This window comes from Terriglobia bacterium, assembly GCA_020073085.1.
Lineage (GTDB): Bacteria > Acidobacteriota > Terriglobia > JAIQFV01 > JAIQFV01 > JAIQFV01.
Window position 1 is genome coordinate 1 of record JAIQFV010000032.1, and the last position, 23,382, is coordinate 23,382.

Annotated in this window: 21 protein-coding genes and 2 tRNA genes; 7 read left to right on the forward strand and 16 right to left on the reverse strand. The window is 56.0% G+C overall.

Going from position 1 to position 23,382, the window contains the following annotated elements:
* Nucleotides 1-287 precede the first annotated feature (287 nt).
* The 16 genes from LAO21_20590 to der form a co-directional block, all read right to left on the reverse strand.
* Nucleotides 288-2,045: a hypothetical protein gene (locus LAO21_20590; GenBank protein ID MBZ5555121.1), complete on the reverse strand. Its 1,758-nt coding sequence runs from the start codon at nucleotides 2,043-2,045 to the stop codon at nucleotides 288-290.
* 117 nt (nucleotides 2,046-2,162) lie between these two features.
* A complete protein-coding gene (locus LAO21_20595; protein ID MBZ5555122.1) occupies nucleotides 2,163-2,864 on the reverse strand; it encodes a septal ring lytic transglycosylase RlpA family protein in 702 nt (233 codons plus the stop codon).
* A 64-nt stretch (nucleotides 2,865-2,928) separates the two neighbouring features.
* Complete coding sequence (locus LAO21_20600; protein ID MBZ5555123.1) at nucleotides 2,929-3,105, reverse strand: hypothetical protein; 177 nt, start codon at nucleotides 3,103-3,105, stop codon at nucleotides 2,929-2,931.
* 133 nt (nucleotides 3,106-3,238) lie between these two features.
* Nucleotides 3,239-3,970, reverse strand: coding sequence for an ABC transporter ATP-binding protein (locus LAO21_20605; protein MBZ5555124.1), 732 nt, complete (start codon nucleotides 3,968-3,970; stop codon nucleotides 3,239-3,241).
* 115 nt (nucleotides 3,971-4,085) lie between these two features.
* Complete coding sequence (locus LAO21_20610; GenBank protein MBZ5555125.1) at nucleotides 4,086-5,561, reverse strand: efflux RND transporter periplasmic adaptor subunit; 1,476 nt, start codon at nucleotides 5,559-5,561, stop codon at nucleotides 4,086-4,088.
* Between the two features lie 258 nt (nucleotides 5,562-5,819).
* Nucleotides 5,820-6,677: a peptide chain release factor N(5)-glutamine methyltransferase gene (gene prmC, locus LAO21_20615; protein ID MBZ5555126.1), complete on the reverse strand. Its 858-nt coding sequence runs from the start codon at nucleotides 6,675-6,677 to the stop codon at nucleotides 5,820-5,822.
* A gap of 161 nt (nucleotides 6,678-6,838) precedes the next feature.
* Nucleotides 6,839-7,918: a peptide chain release factor 1 gene (gene prfA, locus LAO21_20620; protein MBZ5555127.1), complete on the reverse strand. Its 1,080-nt coding sequence runs from the start codon at nucleotides 7,916-7,918 to the stop codon at nucleotides 6,839-6,841.
* A 113-nt stretch (nucleotides 7,919-8,031) separates the two neighbouring features.
* On the reverse strand, nucleotides 8,032-9,075 hold the full coding sequence (locus tag LAO21_20625) for a DUF1385 domain-containing protein (protein ID MBZ5555128.1): 1,044 nt from the start codon (nucleotides 9,073-9,075) through the stop codon (nucleotides 8,032-8,034).
* 52 nt (nucleotides 9,076-9,127) lie between these two features.
* Nucleotides 9,128-9,364 carry a 50S ribosomal protein L31 gene (gene rpmE / locus LAO21_20630; GenBank protein MBZ5555129.1) on the reverse strand — a complete coding sequence of 79 codons (237 nt, stop codon included), beginning with the start codon at nucleotides 9,362-9,364 and terminating at the stop codon, nucleotides 9,128-9,130.
* Between the two features lie 305 nt (nucleotides 9,365-9,669).
* A complete protein-coding gene (locus tag LAO21_20635) occupies nucleotides 9,670-10,185 on the reverse strand; it encodes an adenine phosphoribosyltransferase (GenBank protein MBZ5555130.1) in 516 nt (171 codons plus the stop codon).
* Nucleotides 10,186-10,192: 7 nt separating this feature from the next.
* A complete protein-coding gene (locus tag LAO21_20640; protein MBZ5555131.1) occupies nucleotides 10,193-10,486 on the reverse strand; it encodes an acylphosphatase in 294 nt (97 codons plus the stop codon).
* A 145-nt stretch (nucleotides 10,487-10,631) separates the two neighbouring features.
* The gene (surE, locus tag LAO21_20645; protein ID MBZ5555132.1) at nucleotides 10,632-11,432 is read right to left on the reverse strand and encodes a 5'/3'-nucleotidase SurE; all 801 of its coding nucleotides are present in this window, start codon (nucleotides 11,430-11,432) and stop codon (nucleotides 10,632-10,634) included.
* Between the two features lie 185 nt (nucleotides 11,433-11,617).
* Nucleotides 11,618-11,694, reverse strand: a tRNA-Pro gene (locus LAO21_20650).
* 48 nt (nucleotides 11,695-11,742) lie between these two features.
* Nucleotides 11,743-11,819: transfer RNA gene (locus LAO21_20655), tRNA-Pro, on the reverse strand.
* A 75-nt stretch (nucleotides 11,820-11,894) separates the two neighbouring features.
* Nucleotides 11,895-12,293, reverse strand: coding sequence for a MerR family transcriptional regulator (locus LAO21_20660; GenBank protein MBZ5555133.1), 399 nt, complete (start codon nucleotides 12,291-12,293; stop codon nucleotides 11,895-11,897).
* Between the two features lie 317 nt (nucleotides 12,294-12,610).
* Nucleotides 12,611-13,990 carry a ribosome biogenesis GTPase Der gene (der, locus tag LAO21_20665; GenBank protein MBZ5555134.1) on the reverse strand — a complete coding sequence of 460 codons (1,380 nt, stop codon included), beginning with the start codon at nucleotides 13,988-13,990 and terminating at the stop codon, nucleotides 12,611-12,613.
* Between the two features lie 459 nt (nucleotides 13,991-14,449).
* On the opposite strand from der, the gene LAO21_20670 reads away from it, so the two are divergent.
* The 7 genes from LAO21_20670 (at nucleotide 14,450) to LAO21_20700 (ending at nucleotide 22,965) form a co-directional block, all read left to right on the forward strand.
* The gene (locus LAO21_20670; GenBank protein MBZ5555135.1) at nucleotides 14,450-16,474 is read left to right on the forward strand and encodes an ATP-dependent DNA helicase; all 2,025 of its coding nucleotides are present in this window, start codon (nucleotides 14,450-14,452) and stop codon (nucleotides 16,472-16,474) included.
* 78 nt (nucleotides 16,475-16,552) lie between these two features.
* Nucleotides 16,553-16,900 (forward strand): 7-cyano-7-deazaguanine synthase, encoded by a 348-nt coding sequence (locus tag LAO21_20675; protein MBZ5555136.1) that lies wholly within the window; start codon nucleotides 16,553-16,555, stop codon nucleotides 16,898-16,900.
* Between the two features lie 200 nt (nucleotides 16,901-17,100).
* Nucleotides 17,101-18,204: a carboxypeptidase regulatory-like domain-containing protein gene (locus tag LAO21_20680; GenBank protein ID MBZ5555137.1), complete on the forward strand. Its 1,104-nt coding sequence runs from the start codon at nucleotides 17,101-17,103 to the stop codon at nucleotides 18,202-18,204.
* A 260-nt stretch (nucleotides 18,205-18,464) separates the two neighbouring features.
* Nucleotides 18,465-19,124, forward strand: coding sequence for a tetratricopeptide repeat protein (locus tag LAO21_20685; protein ID MBZ5555138.1), 660 nt, complete (start codon nucleotides 18,465-18,467; stop codon nucleotides 19,122-19,124).
* 72 nt (nucleotides 19,125-19,196) lie between these two features.
* On the forward strand, nucleotides 19,197-19,487 hold the full coding sequence (locus LAO21_20690; protein ID MBZ5555139.1) for a YHS domain-containing protein: 291 nt from the start codon (nucleotides 19,197-19,199) through the stop codon (nucleotides 19,485-19,487).
* A gap of 423 nt (nucleotides 19,488-19,910) precedes the next feature.
* Complete coding sequence (locus tag LAO21_20695; GenBank protein ID MBZ5555140.1) at nucleotides 19,911-21,341, forward strand: M48 family metalloprotease; 1,431 nt, start codon at nucleotides 19,911-19,913, stop codon at nucleotides 21,339-21,341.
* Nucleotides 21,342-21,390: 49 nt separating this feature from the next.
* Nucleotides 21,391-22,965, forward strand: coding sequence for a DHA2 family efflux MFS transporter permease subunit (locus tag LAO21_20700; GenBank protein MBZ5555141.1), 1,575 nt, complete (start codon nucleotides 21,391-21,393; stop codon nucleotides 22,963-22,965).
* The last annotated feature ends 417 nt before the right edge of the window (nucleotides 22,966-23,382 follow it).

Consider the following 23,382-nt stretch of genomic DNA (forward strand, 5'->3'; position numbering starts at 1 on the left):
ATCACCCGTCCCGCTTTGTTATAATCCGTCATGGCCAATCTCCTCTCTCTGGGCTTTTAAGCCCGGGTTGATTTTTTTCCTTGGAGACCATTGTACCGGTACTCCGCGGAGATTGGCCTTCTCATCCTATCTACACTCTCTTGGCCCTCCGGGCCTCCTAATAATGAATTTGCTTGCCCTTGCCCGCACAGATTCTGTTGATTATCGTCCAATTTCACGAGTGCATTGGAGCGCAATTCACCCCGAATAAACGAGCCTCGTGGCTAGCCAGAATAGAATTCAACCCTTCAAAGGGCGTGTGGACCCGCTCCTAAAAACTGAACGGGAGGAATTTCCTTATTGGGAACCAGAATACGGGTGGCGAGCCGGACCAGCGTCATCAGCTTCTCCTGTTCATCCGCGATCCGCTTGGCGCGCTCGATGGCATCATCGAAATCCACATTGGCATACCCGGCCACGGCCCTGGAATAACGTCGTGAAAGTTGCTGGGTCTTGTTCTGGTTGGCGGTTCGTTCCTCTTCCGTGCTCACCGCTGCTTTGAGTTCCTGGAACGCCTGGTCATAACTCTCGAATGAAGTGCTGTAATAGCGCTGGGAGAGTCCCCGATCCAAACGGGCGGCGCTCTCGGCGAGCATCGTAAACAGAACGGCACGATCCTCTGACGCCTTTATTCTTTCTGCCAGCGTGGCGGCCTCGGAGAGCACGCTACGTGCTTTTTCCTTGTCGCCGGCTGCATAACCGCCGGCAATCGCGGCCAAGACCATTGCTTTTTGCTTCTCGTCGGCGATGTATTTCACGGCATCCTGCGCCTTGGCCGGGTTCGACTGCGCCAGGTTCAGGGCTGCGACACTGGCCATTCCACCACGACGTGCTTCCGGGACTTTTTCCAAGTCGAGGTTTTCCCACATTCTTTTCTCCAGCATCTCCGGGCGATTAGTCAGGTCAAAGTCCGGATTCATGAGCGTGGTGGCGCTGAACATGCCGCCTGAATCCTTGTCTATCTTTTCGACGAACGGCAGAACCTCCCCATCAAGCGCCGCGGCGTGCTGCGGGTCCAGTTTGCGAAGGAGGGGCAGGAGGATGGCTTTGACCAGCGTCCCGAAAGAAAAGTCCGTCGGGGCTCGCACTCCTCCCCTTCCTTCCGACGCTTTCTTGAGATTCTCTTCCATCTGGGGAATCTTTTGCAGCGTGATATCGATGGCCTGTAAAGTGAGGCTTCGATTCAAATCGGCAAGGACTCGAATCACCATGGGAAACATAATCATCTGTCCCACAGTAGGCGATGAGACGGAGAACTGCTGCAGGAGTTCATTGAACAGGACTTCAGCCTTGTCGGGTGATTCCTTTTTCAGCTTGCCAGCCAGAGGAAGAATGGCCTCATAGGGAAAGTCACGATCCCTGAGCGTTGGGAGGACAAGGATCATGGCCTGGGAAAGATCTTTCTCCGCCAGTTTCATCGCCACTTGCTGGATGGCTCGCGCGCGGAAGTTCCGGGAGCCCCGTTCGAAGATCGACATCATGTTTGATTCTTCGCTCTCGGGAAGCGAATCGACCCTGGCCGCCAAATCCATGGCCGCCTGCACATCGATGTCCGCCAGTTCCACTGCCAGCCGGCTCTGCAGAGAGGCCCGGGTCAGTCCTTCTTCAGTGATGGGCATCTCTTGAGTCGCTTCAAACGCGGTCCGGTAAATCGCTGCAGCTCTCTGCTTGTCCACCTGTGCCATTGTGCTTGCAATCTGAGCCATTGCTTCTACTTTCACGTCCGGCTTCGCACTTAGTGCCAACTGGTAGGCTTGATCGAGAATGAGCCTCGCTTTTTCATTGCTGGTCTTTTCCCGGGGGCTTTTCTTCTCCGTCAAGGAGGCCTCACCCTGCTTGGATTGAACAGACTTGGAAGGGGTACTCGATTTTTGAACCGCAGGGGGATTCTGGCCGGTCGATGATTTTTCAGGGCGCCGCGACTCCTGTGCCAGGGTCGCGCTGAAGAGGCCGCCCATCAATGCGGGCAAAGCAAGTATTTGAACCAGAGATTTTCGGGAATTCATGTCAACGCCTCCGGATTCCTGCAATGAGTCAATTCATCGTTTCGAACTGAAGGGGTTCGCCGACGGGGGGCAATTCATTCTACGCAGGGCGGCCCGGGATGGTTTCAAATCCCCTTGTCAGTTCTTTGCATCAAGAAGAACAATCATGCCCTGTACATCTTCACCCTGGAGCTTGCGTGCGAGCTGATTGATTTTTGCCAGTGAGGGCTCGGCGCCCACGCGGACGCGATATAGGGTGCCGCTTCCCGAATCGTATGGAGTTACGGTCACGTGCCCATACCGCTTTTCAAGACGGCGCCGCAGATCGTCCGCATTTTTCCTGATCGAAAAGGCTCCCACCTGGACCGCATACACTCCCGCCTCGTTCTCCGGTATCGTCAGAATTTCCAGGCGGACCCGCGCGACTCCTGGCCCAACCAAACCCAGCCGTTTCCCCGCCTCCTCAGAAAGATCGATGATTCGGCCTGCCACGAAGGGTCCGCGATCATTGATGCGGACATCCACGGACTTGTCGTTCTCCAGGTTGTGGACCCGAACCCGCGTTTGGAAGGGCAAGGTGCGGTGGGCCGCCGTCATGGCATGCTTGTCAAAAATCTCGCCGCTGGCTGTCGGCCGACCGTGGTGAGGGTCGCCATAATACGAGGCCAGCCCCTCCAGTTCGCCCGGCGACACCTCTCCGCCCGAAGGTGGGGTCGGCGGGACCGGAGGGGCCACGGGCTTTCGTTTCTTCCCGCAGCCGCCAGTCAGGGCGAGCGTGAGAAGGAGACCCCAACACATGACGATTCTTAATGGAGTGGCGGGGCGGTTGGAGACTTGCATAACACATCTTTCTCTTGAAGGCGCTCCGCGAGGACAAAAGCGCCCTGCAGTCGGAAGGAACCCGTTACTTCTTCCCCTGCTCGCGGTCCATATTCTCAGCCAGTTTTTCCAACTGTTTTGAGGCGTACCTTAGAAACTTGCTGGTGTCTTTACGGGCGGAAGGAATCGCCTTGGTTTCCAGATATTCGACGATCTTCCGAACTTCCTCATCCAGCTTTTTCCCCGCCTGCTCGAAATCCATAATCGCCCCCGTTTGAGAATGACCTTTCCTGTGAATCCGGAATCCCGAAGATAGACAGATTATATAGAGTGGAGCGGGGCAATACCAGCGGTGTCGATGTAGAATGTCGAGAGGGCGTGGGGTGGAATGAAAATCAATCGGGGAGGACGGGGAGACGTTTTAATTCTTCTTCGGCGGAGGTGCGTTCCTCCAACTCCACATCCTGTCGGATGCGGCCGTCTTTAAAGATGACGTTGCGCTTGGTGTATCGTGCGATGTCGTGCTCGTGGGTGACCAGGACGATCGTGATGTTGTAACGGTCGTTCAACTTCTGAAAGATATCCATGACCTCGACCGAGGTGCGGCTGTCGAGGTTGCCGGTAGGCTCGTCGGCAAGAATAATAGACGGTGTATTGACCAGGGCCCGGGCGATGGCGACGCGCTGCTGCTGTCCACCGGAGAGCTGGTTGGGCAAGTGATATTCCCGGCCTTCCAGTCCCACGTCGCGCAGAGCCTGCAAGGAACGCTCCCGGCGTTCCTTCCCGTCGAGACCGGCGTAAAGCAGGGGCAATTCCACGTTATCGAGCGCCGTGGTGCGCGAGAGCAGGTTGAACCCCTGGAAGACGAACCCGATCTTCTTGTTGCGAATGTCAGCCAACTCATCCTTGGTGAGGGTGGAGGCATCCACCGTTTCAAGATAATACTTTCCCTCGGAGGGGCGATCCAGGCATCCCACAATGTTCATGAAGGTGGATTTGCCTGAGCCGGAGGCTCCCATCACGGCCACAAATTCTCCTCGATGCACTTCGATGGACACTCCCCGGAGGGCATGGACCTTGACTTCCCCGAGGTCGTACACCTTATGCAGGTTCTCAATCTTGATGATGGTATTATTTTCGCCTGTCACTCTGTCTTCCTGCCATGAATTTGCATTTCGCGGAAGGGGCGGCACGATCAGGAAAGCTCCGCCGGTGCCGCACGCCCGTTCTGCCGAAAGAATCTTATCTAAACCCGCCCGGACGCGGGTTCGAACCCGGAGCTCCCGGCGGTCGCTGTTGACCGGCGCGGGCCGTACCTGAAACCTGCTGGGCCACCACCACACGGTCACCTTCCTGGAGCGGTCCTTCAACCAGTTCCGTGAAAATGCCGTCGGTGATCCCCAGCTTGACCGTCACGGGACGCAGCTTCTTTGTCTTTGAGTCAATCATCCAAACCTTTTGCTCCGCCGACATCCGTCCGCCACCGAACCGGCCCATTCCACCACCACCACCAGCACCCTGGCCCTGGCCACGGCTGCGTTGCGATGCACCCTGCTGCTGTCCTCCGCCTTGTTGCCCCCCACCCTGCTGGCCTCCAGCCTGTTGTCCCCCACCCTGGGTGGGCCGAACCGTTCCTGCTGCGGCCTTCTTTTCTTCTTCCGTCTGAGGAGGAATGAATCGGACTGCGGCGTTGGGGACCTTCAAAACGTTTTCTCGTGAAGCCACTTGGATGGTCACATTGGCCGTCATACCCGGTTTCAATTTCATCTCCGGGTTCTCCACCAGGATCACCGCCGTATAGGTAACCACATTCGAAATCGTGGTCGGATTCAAACGGATCTGGGCGATGCGCCCGCGGAAGATTTCACCCGGATAGGCGTCCACCGTGAAGATTGAACTGCTGCTTTCATGGATGCGGCCCACGTCGGCTTCATCGATGTTTGCAAACACCTGCATTTTGGTGAGATCGTTGGCAATGGTGAAGAGGGTCGGCGTCTGGAAGCTCGCGGCCACGGTCTGTCCCACATCGATGGCCCGGTTCACCACGATGCCGTCAATCGGAGCGTAGATCTTGGTGTGATCAAGATTCACCTTGGCTGTGGAGAGATTCGCGTTTGCCTGTGCCACTCTGGCTTGAGAGGAAACCAGTTGGGCCCTTGCGGACTCGAGCTGTGCTTCGGCAGCCCGTTGTGACGCGACGGCAGACTCGTAATTGATCTTGGCGACGTCCAGGTCGCTTTGGGGAATCAGCCCGTTGTCAGACATTCCCTGGGCGCGGTCGAGCTTGATCTTCGCATCGCGCACGCCGATCTTTGCCTTTTCCAGGCCTGCCTGAAGAGTCCCGATGTTGGCTCTCTGGTTGACGACGTCGGCCTCTGAGGTTTTGACATTTGCGTTGGCCTGCTCGTAAGCCGCCTGGAAGAGGGAGGGCTCAATATCCGCCAGCAGCTGACCGTTCTTGACATGGTCGTTGAAGTCGGCGTACCACTTCGAGATGGTCCCTGAAACCTGCGTTCCGACCTGGGTCGTTGTAATGGCCGTCAACGTCCCGGTCGCGCCCACCACGGAGCGGATGTTGCCGCGCTCCACAGCTTGATCCACATACTTCGGCGCATCTTCCCTGGAATAGACGATATATCCCGCCGCCGCCACAAGCACAACCACGAGGACGAGGACGGATATGATTCGATGTTTCTTATAAAAACCGAAGATTGCCATTCAAACCCCTCCATTGCTCACTGGATCTTTTTAAATTGGCCCCGGGGATAACATTGATGAAGAACAGAAGGCAGTAATCAACTCTCCGGGTTGAAGGAAGCCTCCGAGGCCCTTAACCAAATTCGCACATTTCTAAGACGCAAAGTTTCATTCCACCGTTACACTGCTCCATTATATCCAAGACCTTAGGCCGTATCGACCGCAAAGAACATCGGGTCCCCCCGAATCCCTCCAGTGACTCCCCTGCCTTGTTGGGGGCTACGTTCTCCTGGCTGCAACGACACGAGGGATCGACTGCAAATCGTCCACAAACTGAAGATCCTGCCATTGTTGCGGATCAAAGAGTCCTTGGATGGCCTTCTGCTGTCCGGCCCCGATTTCAGCGACCAGATAACCTCCTGCCCGAAGTCGCGGCAACGAATGCCGGATCAATTTCCGATAAATCTCCATCGGATCGTCGCCTTCCGCATGCAAGGCCGACGCGGGTTCGAATTGCTTCACCTCCACCTGAAGGCTTTCGCGGTCCCGAGAGGGGACATAAGGCGGATTGGAAACGACGAAATCCAACACCCCTCCATATTTCTCAATTTCCAATGGGTCGAGCAGGTCACCCCGCTTGAATTCAATCCGCGAACTGACGCCATGGTTCTCGGCGTTACGCGCGGCGACTTGGAGCACCTCTTCCGACTGGTCGATCGCGACGATTCGGGACTGCGGAATCTCTTTGGCTAACGCGACCGCAATGCAACCCGAGCCGGTCCCGACATCGGCGATGACCGGCCGCGACGCCCGATTTAATTTCAAAACCGTTTCCACCAGGTGCTCCGTCTCGGGACGCGGGATCAGGACTTTTGGCGTAACCACAAAGTCAAGTCCCCAAAACTCCTGCCAGCCCGTGATGTACTGGGCCGGCTCACCTCGCGCGCGCCGTTCCACCCATTCGAGATATTTCTGCTCCACGCCCGCCGCTAGCTCTTTTTCAGGATGGGACATAAGAAAAACTTTATTGACCCCAAGCAGCCGCTGCATTAACACTTCCGCGTTCAAATAAGGGCTGGGGACAGAATTGAGAACCAGTTTCTCTTTGGCTGCTTTTAAAGCTTCGCCGAGAGTCATCGAACTCCTGCGGAGTTAAATTCCAAAGTCCAAATTCCAAATAAAACCCAAAGACCAAATTCCAAACAAAGCCCGACGAGGAAGTGTCTTGAGACATGAAGTTTGATCATTGGGTTTTGGAATCTATTTGGATTTTGGACTTTGGCATTTGGAATTTGCTCCTACGCTCCATCCATATTTTCTTTCAACTTCTCCGCCTGAAAGTGGGAAACCAGGGCGTCGACCACGGGCTCCAGCCGGCCATCCATGATGTTGTCCAACTGATGCAGGCTGAGTCCGATGCGATGGTCGGTCAGCCGATTCTGCGGGAAATTGTACGTCCGGATTTTTTCGCTTCGATCGCCCGTCCCCACCTGTGAGCGCCGGGCCTGGGCCATCTCCTGGCGTTGCTTCTCCTGCTCCATCTCATAGAGCCGCGAGCGGAGGACCCGCAGGCCTTTGGCGCGGTTCTTAATTTGCGACTTCTCGTCCTGACAGGAGACCACCAGGCCGGTGGGCAGGTGAGTAATGCGCACGGCGGAATAGGTCGTATTCACAGACTGGCCGCCTGGCCCCGAGGAACAGAAGGTATCGATGCGCAGGTCCTTGGGATCGATCTGGACCTCCACTTCGTCGGCCTCCGGAAGGACGGCCACGGTGATTGCAGAGGTGTGGATACGCCCGCTGGCCTCAGTCTTGGGGACGCGCTGGACGCGGTGGACGCCGCTCTCGTATTTCAACTTGCTGTACACCTTCGCTCCTTCGATCACCGCAATGATTTCTTTATATCCCCCGATGCCGGAGGCCGAGGAGGACATGATATCCACACGCCAGCCTTGAGACTCCGCGTAACGCGAATACATCCGGAATATTTCAGCTGCAAAAAGCGTGGCTTCGTCCCCGCCCGTGCCGGCGCGAATTTCCAGCAATACGTTCTTTTCGTCGTTGGGATCCTTCGGCAGCAACAGTCGTTTTAATTCCTCCGAGCACAGGGCTTCCTGGCGTTCGAGCGATTGCAACTCCTCCTGGGCCATCGCCTTCATTTCCGGATCGCCCGTCGAATCGACAAGGAGTTGCTTTGTTTCCCGCAGTCGCTTCTGGGTCTCTTTGTACTCGCGGTATTTCTCGACGATCGCGGCAAGCTCGGCATGCGCCCGGGCGGTCTTCTGGTATTTCGCGGTATCACTGAGGACTTCGGGCTGGGCCAGGGTCGCGGTCAGCTCTTCATACTTATGTTCGATCGCTTCAAGTTTTGAAAACATGGAATTGAATTCCTTGGTAGTAATCAGAAAAGGCGGAAGATTTAGAAAAGGTTCGGTTGAGCCGCCCGGATCGGAACGGCGGGTCAACCTCGACCGGGGCCGAAGGAGGAACGCTAGCCTTTAGGGGAGGAATAGGCGTGTTCGAGGGACAAGGCCTCTTCCAGGGCTCGAATGCCGATGGAGAGTTGTGCATCACTCGGAGGACGGGTGGTGATCTTCTGGAGCCACAACCCCGGGGCCGTCATCATTGCGAACAGGGAGCCGGGCTTCTTGGCGGAAAACTTGATCACTTCATAGCTCAATCCCATGATGACCGGCAACAAGAGGATTCGGAACAATAATTTGAGGCCAAAGGAATGAAACGGGATAAAGGTGTAAACCACGATGGAGACCAGCATGACCGTCAGAAGAAAGCTGGTGCCACAGCGTGGATGGAGCGTGGAATATTGCCGCGCGTTCTCGACGGTGAGGGGCTTTCCGTTTTCAAAATTGTAGACCACCTTGTGCTCGGCGCCATGATATTCATAAAGCCGCCGAAATTCCTTCCACAGACCGATGCCCCCAATGTACCCCACAAAGAGAACAAGCCGGACAAGACCGTCCATCAGATTGAAAAGGATCCGGTTTTCACCCCAATGAGAATGGTCCTGGAAGTAGGTAGCCGCGGTCAGCGGCAGGAATTTGAACAGAAAGATGAAAAACGCCGTCGCCAGAATCGCGTTCACCGCGATGAACCACTTCCCGATCTCCCCACTCTTTTTCTGTTCGCCTGCCGGTGGTGTGGAAGAGATTTTCTTGGGCTCTGCCTTTTGAGCCTCCGCGGTGGCGATACTGTCGAGCACCTGGTCGGCCGAGAATTTGATGGCCTTCATGCCCAGGACGAAAGCCTGCCCCAGGATGCCTACGCCCCGAAAGACCGGCAGCTTGAAAACAGGGTATTTCTCTGACACCCGTGGAACCGGCTCCTTGCGGACCGCCACATCCCCTGCCTCCCTGTGGACGGCAATGGCGAACGAATGGGGCGATCGCATCATCACCCCTTCAATGACCGCCTGACCGCCGACCAGGAGATCCTCACCCGGTTGCATGACCGACTCATTGAGCAGGTTCGTGCTCGCCACCAGGCCCTGCAACCAGACTCTTGTGTGTGGGTTCATTAGAATTCCAGGTTCTCTGGCCAGTCCAGGTTATTCCGATGCTCGAAGGCGCTCACGCGTTGGTTACCGTCTTTCCAGCCTTTGGTTTTCCTTCGTATTTTTTCTTAAAGCGCTCGATGCGGCCGGCCGTGTCCACCAACCTTTGCTTTCCGGTAAAGAACGGATGGCAGCCCGAGCAGATCTCGAGACGAATCATGTCCGCCTTGTAGGTGGACTTCGTCTTGAACGCGTTCCCGCACGCGCAAACCACTTGAACCTCATGATACTTCGGATGAATTCCTTCTTTCATTTCAGCTCCTCTGTGCCTTCTCCAGCCAGGCCCCGAAACGACGTAATATACTACAAATCACTGCGTTCAGCAACCGGGACAGAGGAATGGCGCTGAACCCATCAGACAAAAGACTCTCCTCTTTGACAGTTGTGTCATGGCAACAGCGAGTGACTTTGCCGGGCGCGATGAACCCAATCGGCGGGTGGGAGGCGCTGCTCTCCCGAATGTTGCCAATGAACTCATTTCCGAAGTGCGCCCGGCTTGTAACACCGAACAGTCGAACCCTGAATCATCACGCGCGGGGAAGGCAAGCACAGTCCTTGCTAATAGTGAACGAGGGAAGTGACTTCGATGCCTTCCAGTTTCTTTCGCCCACCGAGGAAATCGAGTTCAATGACAAAAGCGGCGCCAACCAGTTCCCCTTTGAGTTGCCGGATGAGGCGGGCGACTGCGGCGGCTGTTCCTCCGGTGGCCAGTACATCATCCAGCAGCAGGACGCGTTGTCCCGGGGTAATGGCATCCTTGTGAATTTCCAAAGAATCGGTGCCGTATTCCAGGTTGTAGGTGATGCTTTCGGTTTCGGCTGGGAGTTTGTGAGGTTTTCTCACCGGCACAAACCCGGCTCCCAGGGCAAAGGCCACGGTCGGGGCAAAAATGAATCCGCGCGCCTCAATTCCACACACGAGATCGATCTTCTGCTCCCGAAAAATTTCCGTCAGGCCGTCAATCACCCGTCGAAAACCCCGGGCGTCCTTCAGCAGGGTTGTAATATCGTAGAAAAGGATCCCCTTCTTGGGAAAATCGGGGACCTCGCGAATCAGTTTCTTCACTGTCTCCATGACCGGGCTACCCTCCCTCAATATGAAATAACGTGTAATCCGGGTCCACAGGGGCGGTACTGTCGTCCACGTGGGTGACCCGGGCCATGCGGGGGCCTTCGAGAAGCTTCTCCTTCAGCTGCTCGAGTTGTGCGATGTTTCCAATGGCGTAGACTTCCACGTCGCCATCGGGGAGATTCCTCACATAGCCTTTCAGCTGAAGTTGGCCGGCGGAGTGGTAAACAAAATAGCGGTATCCAACGCCCTGGACACGACCCGAGATTCGAAAGCGCCGGGCTATGGGTTTGGACGGGACGCTCATGCGAAACGCTTTCAAGAGGGGAACCGGGTGGAACGGGACGACGCCTCCATGGTCATCAAAAGATCTTCCTGCCGGGTGCGCACAGAGTGAGCCTCACCGTGTGCCAGTCCAAGTCGGGCAATCTCAGCGAGTAAGGAGTGAATGGCTAAAACTTCAGGGACGAGAGGCGCTTCAACCACCCGCGCTTCTCTGACTTGATCTCTTCCGTGAGTTCCTGCTGCCAGGAGGACAGGGACTTCAACGCCGGAAAGTCCGTCCGATCCAGGTGCAAGGGAGTAATCGATATCGATCCGGCCTCGATGGCGGCAAAGTCAGATCCCGAGTCTCCGTGATTGGGAGCGGGCGGCTCCTGCAACCAGAAATACTTCCGACCGCGAGGATCCTTGCTCTCGAGCAGGACATTCTTGTTGCGTTTCTTGCCCTGCCGCGTGAATTCGACCGCACCGGTCCAATTCCGCGGGACATTCACATTGAGAAGGACGTCTTCGGGAAGTCCCTTTTCCAGAATCTTCTCCGCAAGCTTCGCGGCAAATTCGGCGCCGGGTTTGAAATTCAGATCGCTTCGTGCCGCCAGCGAAACGGCAATCGATGGAATCCCGTTGAAGGTCCCTTCCAGGGCCCCGGCGACCGTGCCGGAATAAGAGATATCATCACCCAGATTGGGTCCCTTGTTGATCCCGGAAATAATGAGATGGGGAGGGGTCTCGAGGATGGTCCGCAGGGCCAGAATGATGCAGTCAGCCGGGGTTCCCTCCACGGTGTATTCATTGTTGCAGAGGGAGGTATAGCGCAAAGGGGAAAGCAAGCTAATAGACTGAGAGACAGCGCTCATTTCGCGGTCAGGGGCGACCACGATAACATCACCGATCGATGCCACCGCATCCCGCAGGGCCCGCAATCCCTCAGAATGAAAGCCATCATCATTGGTGAGCAGAATTCTTGCCAACTTATTTATTGATCCTCAGGCTTGAAAATCGATCCGCGCCGAATGAGGAGGGGAAAATCCTCTCCCCGCTTCATTCGACGGGAAAGGCGGCGCGGGGCTGACGTTTGATCGTCAGCCCCCCTGAATTTTTAATCGAGCTCGATGGAAACAAGGTGTCGGGTGGGGGGCAATCCTTAGAAATGAAATGGTCGGGGCGATCCGATTTGAACGGACGACCACTCGCACCCCAAGCGAGTGCGCTACCAGGCTGCGCCACGCCCCGACATGTCCACTTTACTCCAATTCTTCTTCCACCCCTTTACACAAAACATGGTCGGGGCGAATGGATTTGAACCATCGGCCTCTCGGTCCCGAACCGAGCGCTCTACCAGGCTGAGCCACGCCCCGGATTCCACGACATCCCAATGCGGGTCAAGGGTCGCACAGAGAAACGCTTGACCCTGGGTGCGACCCGCGAATCTATCACCTTTTATTTAACAATGTCAAGATTGACTCCAGCTCGGTCCTCACCCGCTGCAACATCTGTTCCCCTTCGTTGGATCGAAACAGGGGCAGCGTCTTTCCGTGGCTGCGCGAGCCGGGATCGTCCCCCGGGTCCTTGCTCCCGTTATGCCGCGCCATTCGCTTCCGGGCGCCCTCGATCGTGAATCCATCCTCGTACAAAAGGCGTTTTATTTCCAAGACCTTTTCCACGTCCTTCTTCCGGTAGACGCGCCATCCGCCGCGGTTCTTTTCCGGGGCAAGCGTCTTGAACTCCGATTCCCAGAATCGAAGGACATAAGGTTCCACCCCCACCAGCTTGGCCACTTCGCTGATCCGGAAGAACAGTTTTTCGGGAATTCCTCTTGAAAGTTTCTTCATAACCCAAGCGAAGTGAAGGTAAGCTGCGACCAGAATCCGCGCCCGTCTTTGAGTTCCCTGCTCGTTGGAAGCAGAACCCCTCCAATCTAAAATTTTACCACCCTGACAGCGCTTTCAAAAGGTGAAAAAAGAACCCGTAGTAACGACTTCAGTCGTTCCGTGAGTCAGTAGTAACGACTTCAGTCGTTCCGTGAATCATGTAGTAACGACTTCAGTCGTTCCGTGAATCATGTAGTAACGACTTCAGTCGTTCCGTGAATCATGTAGTAACGACTGAAGCCGCTCTTTCATTCGGGGGGTAACGACTGAAGTCGTTACTACTTCTTCATCCGCTGCTTGATGCGGATCGGCGTTCCGAGAAAGCCAAAATGTTCGCGGAACCGGTTGATGAGAAATCGTTCGAACCCAAAGTGGAATTTGCTCGGCCGGTTCGTGAACAGCACAAAGGTCGGAGGTGCGACACTGGTTTGAGTGGCGTAAAGGATCTTCGACCGGGAGGAGACCGGAACGGTCGCCCGGCTGAAGTCGATGGAATTCACAAAGCGGTTCAACTCTGCCGTCGGAATCCGTCGCTCGCGTTCTCCGGCCATACCTTTCACGCAGTTCAGAAGGTTCGTGACGCGCTGTCCGGTGAGTGCGGAGATAAAAAGGATGGGCGCATAGTCCAGGTACTTCGCCCTCTGTCGCACCTTTTCCTCGAACTGCTGGGTCGAATCGGCAGTCTTCTTGACCAGGTCCCATTTGTTCACCGCCAGGATGACGGATTTTCCGGCCTCGTGAGCGTAGCCCGCGATGGTGGCGTCGAGTGCCGTGACGCCTTCCACTGCGTCAATGAGTAAGACCGCGACGTCGGCCTGTTCCAAATGCTTGCGTGCCAGCACGACGCTCAGTCTCTCCGCGAGGAGTTTGGTCTTCCCTTTCCGCCGAATACCGGCCGTGTCGATGATTCGAAAGCGGGTGCCCTCACGTTCGATGACCGCATCGACGCTGTCCCGGGTCGTGCCGGCAATCGGCGTCACAATGGATCGCTCCTTGCCACAGAGCGTGTTCAATAGGGTGGACTTGCCCACATTGGGACGCCCGATGATGGCGACCCGAATTTCGCCGGGACGCCGTCGAAGAAGCCTTCCTTCATTGATCCCTTCCTCCTCTTCTCCGGAAGATCCATCCTGAACAGGTCGAATACTTGATTTTCCAAACTCGGCGCGCGCAAAGATGACATCGAGCATCTCCGCAATATTCAGGTTGTGCTCCGCGGAAACAAAGAAGACGGGCTCAACCCCCAACCGGTGGAATTCGCCCGATTCCCCCACCTGTCGAGGCGAATCGACCTTGTTAACGACGAGCGCCAGCGGTCTTCCAGTGCGGCGCAGAAGGCGGGCGAGTTCCTCGTCGAGCGGGACCAGACCATCGCGAGAATTGACTACCAGCAGGATCTGCGTGGCATCTCGGATGGCGATTTGAGCCTGCTTCAGGATGCTCTGGGCGATGAGATCTTCATCACGCGGGATGATTCCCCCGGTATCCACCACTTCGGCACGGATGCCCAGCCACTCGCACTCCCCATAGATTCGATCGCGCGTGATCCCCGGTTCGTCAGTGACGATGGAACGCCGCTGGCCGACCAGACGGTTGAACAGCGTGGATTTCCCGACATTCGGCCGACCGACAATCACGATGAGTGGGAGTTTGGGCATATGAATCAAGTCCAAAGTTCAAAGTCCAAAGTTCAAAGTTCAAAGTTCAAAGTCCAAGGTCCAAGGTCCAAGGTTCAAAGTCCAAAGTCCAAAGTCCAAAGTTCAAAGTCCAAAGTCCAAAGTTCCAAGGTCCAAGTCCTGCACAGCCCATATTTCAGAATCTTTGCTTAAACTCTCTGGTTTGCCACTTCTGACTTCCGACTTCTGACTTCTGACTTCCGACCTCTGGTCTCCGGCCTGGCTTCCGGCTTCTGACTTCTGCTTCCTCCCACTGGCAACTGGGAACTGGCAACTGAGAACTGACAACTGAGAACTGACAACTTCTTTTCCCTAACAGCTTTGAACTTATTCGCCGCCGCCGGATCTGTCAAGGTGAGCTTTTGTGCCTGAAGGAGGACCGATTGACTTGCTCCCAGAGTTCGCTATAGTCTGGTCTGTTCCTTTTGCCGATGGAAGGCGATGATCGATCAACTCTCCCACTTTGGACCTCGCGGAAAGATCTCCACGCTCCATCCCCAATTTGAGTTCCGCCCCGGACAGCTTCAGATGGCAGAGGCCGTTTCGAGCGCGATGGCGCACCAACGCCATCTGATCGTCGAAGCCGGAACGGGAACGGGAAAGACCCTGGCGTATCTCGTTCCCGCGTTTCAAAGTGGGAAACGGGTGGTCGTTTCCACCGCCACCAAGAACCTCCAGGAACAGCTCTTCTTCAAGGATATTCCCTTTGTGGAGAAACTCTTTCCGGGGAAGTTCAAGGCCTGTCTCGTCAAAGGGCGGTCGAACTACCTTTGCCTCAAGAAATTCACCGAGGCACAATCCCTGCCCGTATTCGAGTCCATGGAAGAAGTGAAGGCCTTCCACGGCCTGGAGACGTGGGCGAAGATCACTGAGACGGGAGACCGCGCGGAACTCGAGGATCTCCCGGAGGATTCCCCGTTGTGGCCCCGCCTGGATGCCCGTGCCGAGGATTGTCTCGGGCAAAAATGCTCCGATTACGAGCGGTGTTTCGTCGTGCGCATGCGGGAGCGGGCACGGGAGTCGGATCTCATCATTGCCAATCACCACCTCGTCTTCGCGGACCTGGCGGTCCGGGAGAGTGACTTTGGCGCGGTCCTCCCGGAGTATGAGGTCCTCGTCCTGGATGAAGCGCACGCCGTCGAAAACATCGCCACCCAGTACTTCGGAATCCAGATTTCCAACTACCGTCTCGATGAACTGATCCGCGACGCGAGGGCCGCCTTGAAGAAACATGAGATTCGGAGCGAGGAAATCAACGAGGCCCTCAACCAGTTGGCGGTTCGGGGCACGGGGTTTTTTGGAGTGTTGGCACGGCCTGAAGGTCGCTACGAATTGCTATCGATACTTCCGCGACTTGAACAATGGGAAGAGAGTTTCCAGTCGTTGTCATCTTCTCTGCGGGGCCTTGAGACCCGTCTGGAAAAACTCCCCGAAAAACCGGAGGTCTTCTTCGGGCTGGTCCGCCGTTGCCGGATGATATCGGCCGACCTGGAGTTCCTGGTCCAGCACGATTCCCGCGACTATGTATACTGGCTGGAGTGCCGCGGGAGCGGCCGCCGTCGGCCGCATCCCGGCCAGGACCGCCCGGCCCGTTTCGGCATCTTTCTTCAAGCGTCCCCGATTCACGTCGCCGGCCTGCTAAAGGAGAAATTGTTCGACCGCGTCGACACTGCCATTTTGACTTCGGCGACGCTCTCGGTGGATGGGCGATTCGATTTTATTCGATCCCGTCTGGGACTGGATGAGAGCGGGGATGCGGCTCGAATCCGGGAGGTGATGTGCGCGTCCCATTTTGATCACGAGCAACAGGCCATTCTCTTTGTTCCCACCGACCTGCCGGAGGCCGGATCCGTTCACTATACCTCGCGCTCCGTCGAATTGATCGCCCACCTTCTCGAACTGACTCAGGGTCACGCCTTCATCCTGTTTACCTCCCTCCGTCAAATGGAGAAGTCCTTCCGCGAGTTGAAGAAACAGGTGGATTATCCTGTGTTTCTCCAGGGAGAGGCTGGCAGGACGGCTTTGCTGAACAAGTTCCGAAGGACAAAGCATGCCGTCCTTTGTGCCACGGCAAGCTTTTGGCACGGCGTGGACGTGGTAGGAGAGCAATTAAGCTGTGTTATAATAGACAAGCTTCCGTTCGCCGTGCCGGACGATCCCATCGTCAAGGCCCGAACTGAAGCCTTGGAAGCTGCAGGGCACAGTGGTTTTCTGGAGTACCAGGTTCCCGAAGCCATCATCCAGCTCAAGCAGGGCTTGGGACGGCTCATCCGTTCGACTCGTGATTATGGACTCCTGGCCGTGCTGGATGACCGTGTCATCCGCAAGAACTATGGCCGTTTGTTCCTTTCCAGTCTGCCGAACTACCATGTGACACGCGACCTTGGGGAAGTCCGCCAGTTCCTGGAGAGGCATCGCAGTGCCCGCCGCGGAACCCGTCCACCGGACGGGCCCGGATCGGTTTGAGAAAAGAGGCGGGTGAGGCCGTGGAGTGCGGCTCAAGAGGTGGTAGACCCGGACGCAACGTTGAGTCCGAATGAATCTATGGGTAATTCGCAAAAGAGTCTGGCGGTCGCTGAAGATAGCTCGGGCTATCCTGATTGTCGACGGGAGTTCTACGACGCCTTCGAGCGGGTCATGGAACTGGGGACGAGGCCCGAGACCCATATCCGTATCGTCACCCCGGTGATTGGCTTGAGGAAATGGGAGATTGTGCGACGGGGCATCGAGTTGGAAGCCCCATTGCATCTGACATGGTCATGTTACAAGAACAGCGTGGAGGCGTGCGGGGAGTGCGACAGTTGCGCCTTGCGGCTGCGGGGATTTCAGCAGGCGGGGGTGGAGGATCCCATCCCCTACATACGGAGGCCAGCCTTCGCCGCGCGAGCCTGATCCCGCTTCACCGCATGACCCGACGCTTGGTGTGGCGTAAGAGGATCCTGGATCAATCGGTTTTGATGATAGGGGGTTTCATTTTAATTCTTTTGAAATAGAACAAAACGCTGCAACGTTGTACGATTTTATAAAATTTTGCGTCAGGTCGATGATGATTCAGCTCCCAGTGGAGAATGCATCGGCCCGTGGAGGAATTCATGTTGAGAAGAATATTTTTAGGGTTCATGTTTATTGCCATCATGGCTGTTTTATTGTCCGGCCCTTCCCGAGTGGCCTGGGCGCAAACGGGGGGAATTGAAGGGGACATCAAGGGGGCCGACGGTCAGCCGCTCACGGCCGCCGAAGTTCGGATTGATCGCATCGATATCAAACAGCATTTTCAAACCAAGACCGACAAAAAAGGCCACTACTTCCATGCCGGATTGCCCAGCGGCACGTACAACATCTCGGTTTGGCAGGCCGACAAGCAAGTCTGGCTCGATCAAAATGTCCGGATCGGGGTGGGCGATCCCACTCGACACGATGTGGATATCAAGGCCGCCCAGGAAGCCGCGGTCAAGGCCATGCCTAAAGAGGAAAAGGAGCGCCTCGAGAAAGTAGAAAAAGAGAAGAAAAAGATCGGGGACATGAAGAAGCATTACGATGACGGCAACACGCTCTATGCCAGTAAGCAATTCGAGCAGGCCCTGTCCGAATTCAAAACCGCTTCGGAAATGGATCCATCCCAATATGTCATTTTCGCCCGGATCGCTGAAACGGAAGAACAACTCAAGCAATACGACGAGGCGATTGCGAGTTACCAGAAGGCCATCACGACCCTCGAACCCCAGGCCGAGCAGAAGGCAGACCTGAAGCAGGTCCTGGCCGACTATTACAACAACTTCGGCGGCATGCTGGCCAAAGGGGGGAAGCCCAAGGATGCCATGGAGTCCTACAAGAAGGCAGTGGACCTGTTTCCGGCTAAAGCGGGAATGTATTACTACAATCTGGGAGTGGTCTTGACGAACTCGCGCGCGCCATTGGAGGACCGGCTGGTGGCCTTTAAGAAAGCGATCGAGGCGGACCCCAACAATGCCAACGCCTACTTCCTTTATGGCCAGACACTATCAGAGAAGATGACTTTCACCGCGGATGGAAAGATCACCGCCCCTCCTGAGATGTTCCAGGCGTTGAACAAATACCTTGAACTGGACCCTCAAGGAAAGTATGCGCAGGGGGCCAAGGACTTGATCGCGGCGGCAGGGCAGACCGTGCAGACTTCGTATGGAACCAGGAAGGAACCGAAAAAACCAAAGAAATAGTCCCCTTTTCGGGCGGGACCACGATGTCGAGGATTTACCAATCGCGCAGTCGCGGCGGCAGAAGGCCGGCTCTTTCGCGTACACCACAAGGTCGAACGGGACCGCGTGTTCAGGTTGAAATGAGAATTCAATTCAAAGGATGGATCTTGAACTGAACTTGTTTGGTTTGAGATCCATTCTCCTTCTCTGGGGTGTATCCCCCGCGAGCCCCGGGAAATTCAAGTTTGGGTGACCCTATGCAGCCTCCCTTGCAGATTCGCATGCCATTTTTCATCTTGACGATTGCCATGGCGGTGGTGATCGGCTTCCTCGCCGGCTACATCTATACCAACCAGGTAAACTGGAACAACCAGCGAACTCCAGGGGGCCCCCCAAACCAAGGACCTCCGGCGACTGGCGCGATGCCAGCTCCATCACCTGACGCTGCCTCGGGCCAATTGCCCGAGGGACATCCCCCCATCAATCCCGATCCCACCATTGCCGCGATGAAGGCAGACGCCGAAAAGAATCCGACGAGCCTCGAAAAGACTGCTCAGTTGGCCAACTTCCTTTACGACAACAAGCGCTTTAAGGACGCCATCGAATGGTATGAGAAGGCGCTGAAACTTGACCCGAAGAATCCGGACGTTGAGACCGATCTGGGCACGGCCTACTATTACGTCGGTGATTTCAACTCCGCTTTGAGCCACTTCGACAGCTCTTTGCGCATCGATCCACGCCATATTCAAACAATCCACAATAAGTTCATCGTCCTCCTGGATGGCAAGAAGGACATCGCCGGAGCCCGCGCTACGCTGAAACAACTGGAAAGCATCGACCCGCAGAATCCCGCGCTGGCAAGTCTTCGCAGTATGCTTCAGGCCGCGGAGTCGGGCGGCGCACCAACCCGGCCCGGCGGCCGGATGGGCACCGTCCCCTGAGCAACCGGCCCCCTGCCTCCATGGCAGTGAAACGCCCCAATCGTCCGAACAGAAATTTTCTGATTTGCTCATATGATCATTCGACTCCTGCTCCGGTTTCTCTATTTTCTATTTCTGATCTTTATCATTCGCGCATTTATTCGCTACCTCTTCCCAGGCTCTCCGAAGGGAAAGACGCCGAATCCGCCGTCACCTCCCTCTCCCGGCTCCTCGTCCAAGGTCATCTCCGGACACATGGAGAAAGACCCCATCTGCGGCATGTACATCGACACACAGACGGCGCTTCACACGGATCGGGGGGGAAAGTCGTTTTACTTTTGCTCGGAAGGGTGTCAGAAGAAATTCATCGCCTCGACCCCTTGACCGGTGCCACCCGCAATAATTTCACGGCGGTGACGGCAGTTGCCAGTTCTCAGTTCTCAGCTGCCAGTTCCCGGTTGTCAGTTGTCAGTTCTCAGAGGAACGAACCGGAAGCCAGAGGCAGGAGATCCGAAGGCGGAGGTCGGAAGTTAGAAGTCGGAAGTCAGAAGTAGCAAACCAGAGAGTTTAAGCAAAGATTCTGAAATATGGGCTGTCTTGAACTTTGGACTTTGAACCTTGGACCTTGGACCTTGGACTTTGGACTTTGGACTTTGAACTTTGGACTTTGGACTCTTGATTCCGACCAAGTCATTTACTTCTGCCACGTAGTCTTCTAAAATCATCTCAAGAACGCACCAAGGCACCTGTCGAGACGAGAGGAGTCGACCCACGCGCCCTTTCTTTGCCCCGACTAGTGAGGTGGCTATGCGAAACACCCATCGCTTGCGACAGTCTTCAATCCTGTTCCTGACTGCATGGTTTTGCCTGAGTACGGCCCTGTCCGAAGCGCGGACTAAGGTCAAACCCGGGTTCAACTTTTTCACGTCTCAGCAGGACATTGAACTGGGGCGTGAAGCCTCGCAGCAGGCCGAAAAACAGCTGGTTTTGTTAAACGATCCCACTGCGGTCAATTACGTGACTCAGCTGGGAAAGAAACTGGCTGCCAAATCGTTGAACCCGAATTACCCGTGGACTTTCAAAGTGGTCAACGACAGCGCCATTAATGCCTTCGCGCTTCCGGGAGGGTTTATTTATGTGAACCGCGGCGCCCTGGAGGCTGCCGACAATGAAGCGCAAATCTCGGGAGTGATTGCACACGAAATTGGACACGTGGTCGCTCGTCACGGAACGAACCAGATGTCGAAAGCCCTCTTGCCGCAACTGGGGTTGGCCGCGTTGGGTGGGCTCACTTCGGGAAAGGGGGGGTGGGCCGCCACGCTCGCCCAGTACGGCGTCCCGCTCGGGTTGAATCTTTACTTCCTGAAGAACTCCCGCGCCGCGGAAGCGCAGGCCGATCTTCTGGGCACCCAGGAGATGACCGATGCGGGATACGATCCTCATCAATTGGCCCACTTCTTCGAGAAATTAGAGCAGGGAGGTGGCAGTGGAAAGGTCTCCGGCGCCGCGGCCTGGTTCAGTGATCATCCCTCTCCCGAGAATCGCGTCCAGAACATCGACCGGGAAATCGGAACGCTCTCGCTGGCCGGTCAACCGGTGGTGGATACGCCCGATTTTGATCATCTGAAGGCTCATCTGAAGCGTCTACCACCCGCGCCCAAGCCGAAACCCAGTCCGGCGGCGGGCTCAAAGGAAGCGGCCACCGATACAGCAGAAGGGCCCCCGGCAGTGGCTGTCCCCTCCGGAAAATTTGCGTCCTATTCCCCGCATGAGAACATGTATGTCGTCGAGTATCCCGCCGAATGGAAGGTCACTTCAGCCGATGGGTCGGGTGCCACATTTGCGCCGGAAGGCGGCATTCAGCAGACCGATCAGCAAAGTGACATCGTTTACGGGATCCAGGTCTCCCTCTATCAGCCTGAGGGACAGACCGGCCAGGACGACTCACTCGAGGCCTTGACGAGCCAGTTCATCGCTTCAGTCGTGCAGGGAAATTCCTATCTCCAGGAAAACCGCGCCGCCCAGCAACAGAGTAAAGTGGATGGGCGGCCCATGCTGCTCTCGCGACTGGAGGGCAAACCCCCTACCCGGAACGAGATCGAGGTGGTCTGGGCGGCCACCCAACTCTACGGGGAGCGCCAATTGTTTGTCATCCTCTGCATCGCTCCTCAAACGCGCTTCAAAGATTTTGAGGCCGCTTTCAAACACACGATCGAGAGCGCGCGATTTCAGCAGTAGAGACGTCCCGCCGGGGCGCCTCTGTGAATCACGCCTTGAACTGACTTCGATGGAGCCAACCTCCCCCGGAACCGCCTCCAGCCGTCGAGCCATCAATCCCTGGCTGCCCGCGCTTGCAGTCACTCCGGCAACCTTGATGGAAGTCCTCGACTCGACGGTTGTGAACGTCTCGGTACCGCACATCGCCGGCTCTCTCGGCGTGACCGTTGAAGAAGCGACCTGGACAATTACCACGTATCTGGTGGCCAACGCCATCGTGCTGCCCATGACAGGATGGCTGGCGAATCATTTCGGCCGGCGCCGATTGTTTCTGACCTGCCTGGTCACTTTTACCTTCGCCTCGGTCCTGTGTGGCGCGGCCCCGAGCCTGACCACCATTCTCATGTTTCGTGTTCTGCAGGGGATGAGCGGCGGAATCCTGGTTCCCATCTCCCAGGCGATCATGCTGGAAAGCTTCCCGCCGGAAAAGCGCGGCCGGGCCATGGCGGCCTTCGGAATCGTTGTTATCTTCGCGCCGATTGTAGGACCCATCCTGGGAGGCTTCCTGACTGACAATTACTCCTGGCGCTGGGTGTTCTATATCAATATCCCCGTCGGGGCGCTCGCGTTTGTGCTGGCCAGCGTCTTTGTTTTCGACCCTCCCTATATCCGCCGCATTGCCGGCGCTGCCATCGATTACGTGGGTCTCGGTCTTCTCGCGATCGGGTTGGGCTGCCTTGAAATCGTCCTGGATAACGGTGAGTTGAAGGACTGGTTCGGTTCTCCCTTCATCAGAAATTTCAGCCTCGTGGCAGGCGCGGCATTGGTTATTCTTGTGTTTTGGGAGCTTTCCGTCAAACACCCCATTGTGAATTTGCGCCTGCTCAAAGACAGGAATTTCAGCGCCGGCCTTTTGCTGATGACGGCGCTGGGGATGGTGCTGTATGGATCCATCATCCTGCAGCCCATTTATCTGCAAACGCTGATGGGTTACACGGCCTTGCTGAGCGGGCTGACGTTGGCCCCCCGCGGGCTGACGAGCTTGCTGTTCGCCCCGCTGGCCGGATGGCTCACCGAGAAGCGGGACGCACGCTACCTCGTGGCCTATGGAATCATTATGACGTCCATCCCACTCTTCATGATGACGCACTGGAATCTGCAAACCGACTTTCGCTCGCTGACCCTGCCTAATCTGCTCCAGGGTTGCGGCATTGTCTTCCTGTTTGTGCCCCTGACCACGGCCACGATGGCCTACATCTCGAACGAGAATATGGGAATGGCCTCGGGGTTGTTTAATCTCGTGCGGAACATGGGCGGCAGCGCCGGGATTGCCTTTGTGAATACGATGCTTTCGCGACGCATGCAATTTCATCACGAGCGGCTCTCCGAACATATCACCGCTTACGGCATCGCTTCGCAACAGGCCCTGGAAGTGTTCCCCCGAATGCTCTTCCGGCAAGGGGTGCCTGCGGGCAGTGCTGTGAATGCAACGTACGGCCTGATCCATGGAGAGCTCATGCGACAGTCTGCCATGATGGCCTTCATTGATAATTTCTATCTCCTGGCAATTATCTTCTTAATGATGCTGCCTTTGCTTTTGCTCATGCGCAAACCGCGCCGGGTAAAAGGGGCCCGGCCCGAATAGAAGTCCGACAGAATCCAGTGGGGAGTGGATAGACCTCTCCACACTTATTCTTCCCACGCGTCAGATGAAAGCGGCGATTCATCATCTACATCGTCTTTGATTCCGTGTACGCCCGGTTTATGATCTTTCCCCGGGTGACGGCTCCCAACTTCATCGTATATCGATACGAACTCCTTGCTAGCTTCAAGACGAATCTTCCAAAAACGGAAATTCATCTCCAGATTTCCGAATCGAAAATTCGTCCAAACGACCATTGTTTCGATGCCCCCGTATCAGCCACCCCTCCCTCGATCGATGTACAAAAAATTACATCCGGATCGAATCTTGCATAATGCATTGAAGAGTCAAGAAATTATGCAGCCGTTAAATCCACCCGCTTGAACTCAGAGAATCATGCATCAACTCTAAGGCAATTTG

Bases quoted from the DNA above. Each gene is read 5' to 3' on its own strand.
- LAO21_20590 (MBZ5555121.1), bottom strand. From the start codon at position 2,045: ATGAATTCCCGAAAATCTCTGGTTCAAATACTTGCTTTGCCCGCATTG.
- LAO21_20595 (MBZ5555122.1), bottom strand. From the start codon at position 2,864: ATGCAAGTCTCCAACCGCCCCGCCACTCCATTAAGAATCGTCATGTGT.
- LAO21_20600 (MBZ5555123.1), bottom strand. From the start codon at position 3,105: ATGGATTTCGAGCAGGCGGGGAAAAAGCTGGATGAGGAAGTTCGGAAG.
- LAO21_20610 (MBZ5555125.1), bottom strand. From the start codon at position 5,561: ATGGCAATCTTCGGTTTTTATAAGAAACATCGAATCATATCCGTCCTC.
- prmC (MBZ5555126.1), bottom strand. From the start codon at position 6,677: ATGACTCTCGGCGAAGCTTTAAAAGCAGCCAAAGAGAAACTGGTTCTC.
- prfA (MBZ5555127.1), bottom strand. From the start codon at position 7,918: ATGTTTTCAAAACTTGAAGCGATCGAACATAAGTATGAAGAGCTGACC.
- LAO21_20625 (MBZ5555128.1), bottom strand. From the start codon at position 9,075: ATGAACCCACACACAAGAGTCTGGTTGCAGGGCCTGGTGGCGAGCACG.
- rpmE (MBZ5555129.1), bottom strand. From the start codon at position 9,364: ATGAAAGAAGGAATTCATCCGAAGTATCATGAGGTTCAAGTGGTTTGC.
- LAO21_20635 (MBZ5555130.1), bottom strand. From the start codon at position 10,185: ATGGAGACAGTGAAGAAACTGATTCGCGAGGTCCCCGATTTTCCCAAG.
- LAO21_20640 (MBZ5555131.1), bottom strand. From the start codon at position 10,486: ATGAGCGTCCCGTCCAAACCCATAGCCCGGCGCTTTCGAATCTCGGGT.
- LAO21_20660 (MBZ5555133.1), bottom strand. From the start codon at position 12,293: ATGAAGAAACTTTCAAGAGGAATTCCCGAAAAACTGTTCTTCCGGATC.
- der (MBZ5555134.1), bottom strand. From the start codon at position 13,990: ATGCCCAAACTCCCACTCATCGTGATTGTCGGTCGGCCGAATGTCGGG.
- LAO21_20670 (MBZ5555135.1), top strand. From the start codon at position 14,450: ATGATCGATCAACTCTCCCACTTTGGACCTCGCGGAAAGATCTCCACG.
- LAO21_20675 (MBZ5555136.1), top strand. From the start codon at position 16,553: ATGGGTAATTCGCAAAAGAGTCTGGCGGTCGCTGAAGATAGCTCGGGC.
- LAO21_20680 (MBZ5555137.1), top strand. From the start codon at position 17,101: ATGTTGAGAAGAATATTTTTAGGGTTCATGTTTATTGCCATCATGGCT.
- LAO21_20685 (MBZ5555138.1), top strand. From the start codon at position 18,465: ATGCCATTTTTCATCTTGACGATTGCCATGGCGGTGGTGATCGGCTTC.
- LAO21_20690 (MBZ5555139.1), top strand. From the start codon at position 19,197: ATGATCATTCGACTCCTGCTCCGGTTTCTCTATTTTCTATTTCTGATC.
- LAO21_20695 (MBZ5555140.1), top strand. From the start codon at position 19,911: ATGCGAAACACCCATCGCTTGCGACAGTCTTCAATCCTGTTCCTGACT.
- LAO21_20700 (MBZ5555141.1), top strand. From the start codon at position 21,391: ATGGAGCCAACCTCCCCCGGAACCGCCTCCAGCCGTCGAGCCATCAAT.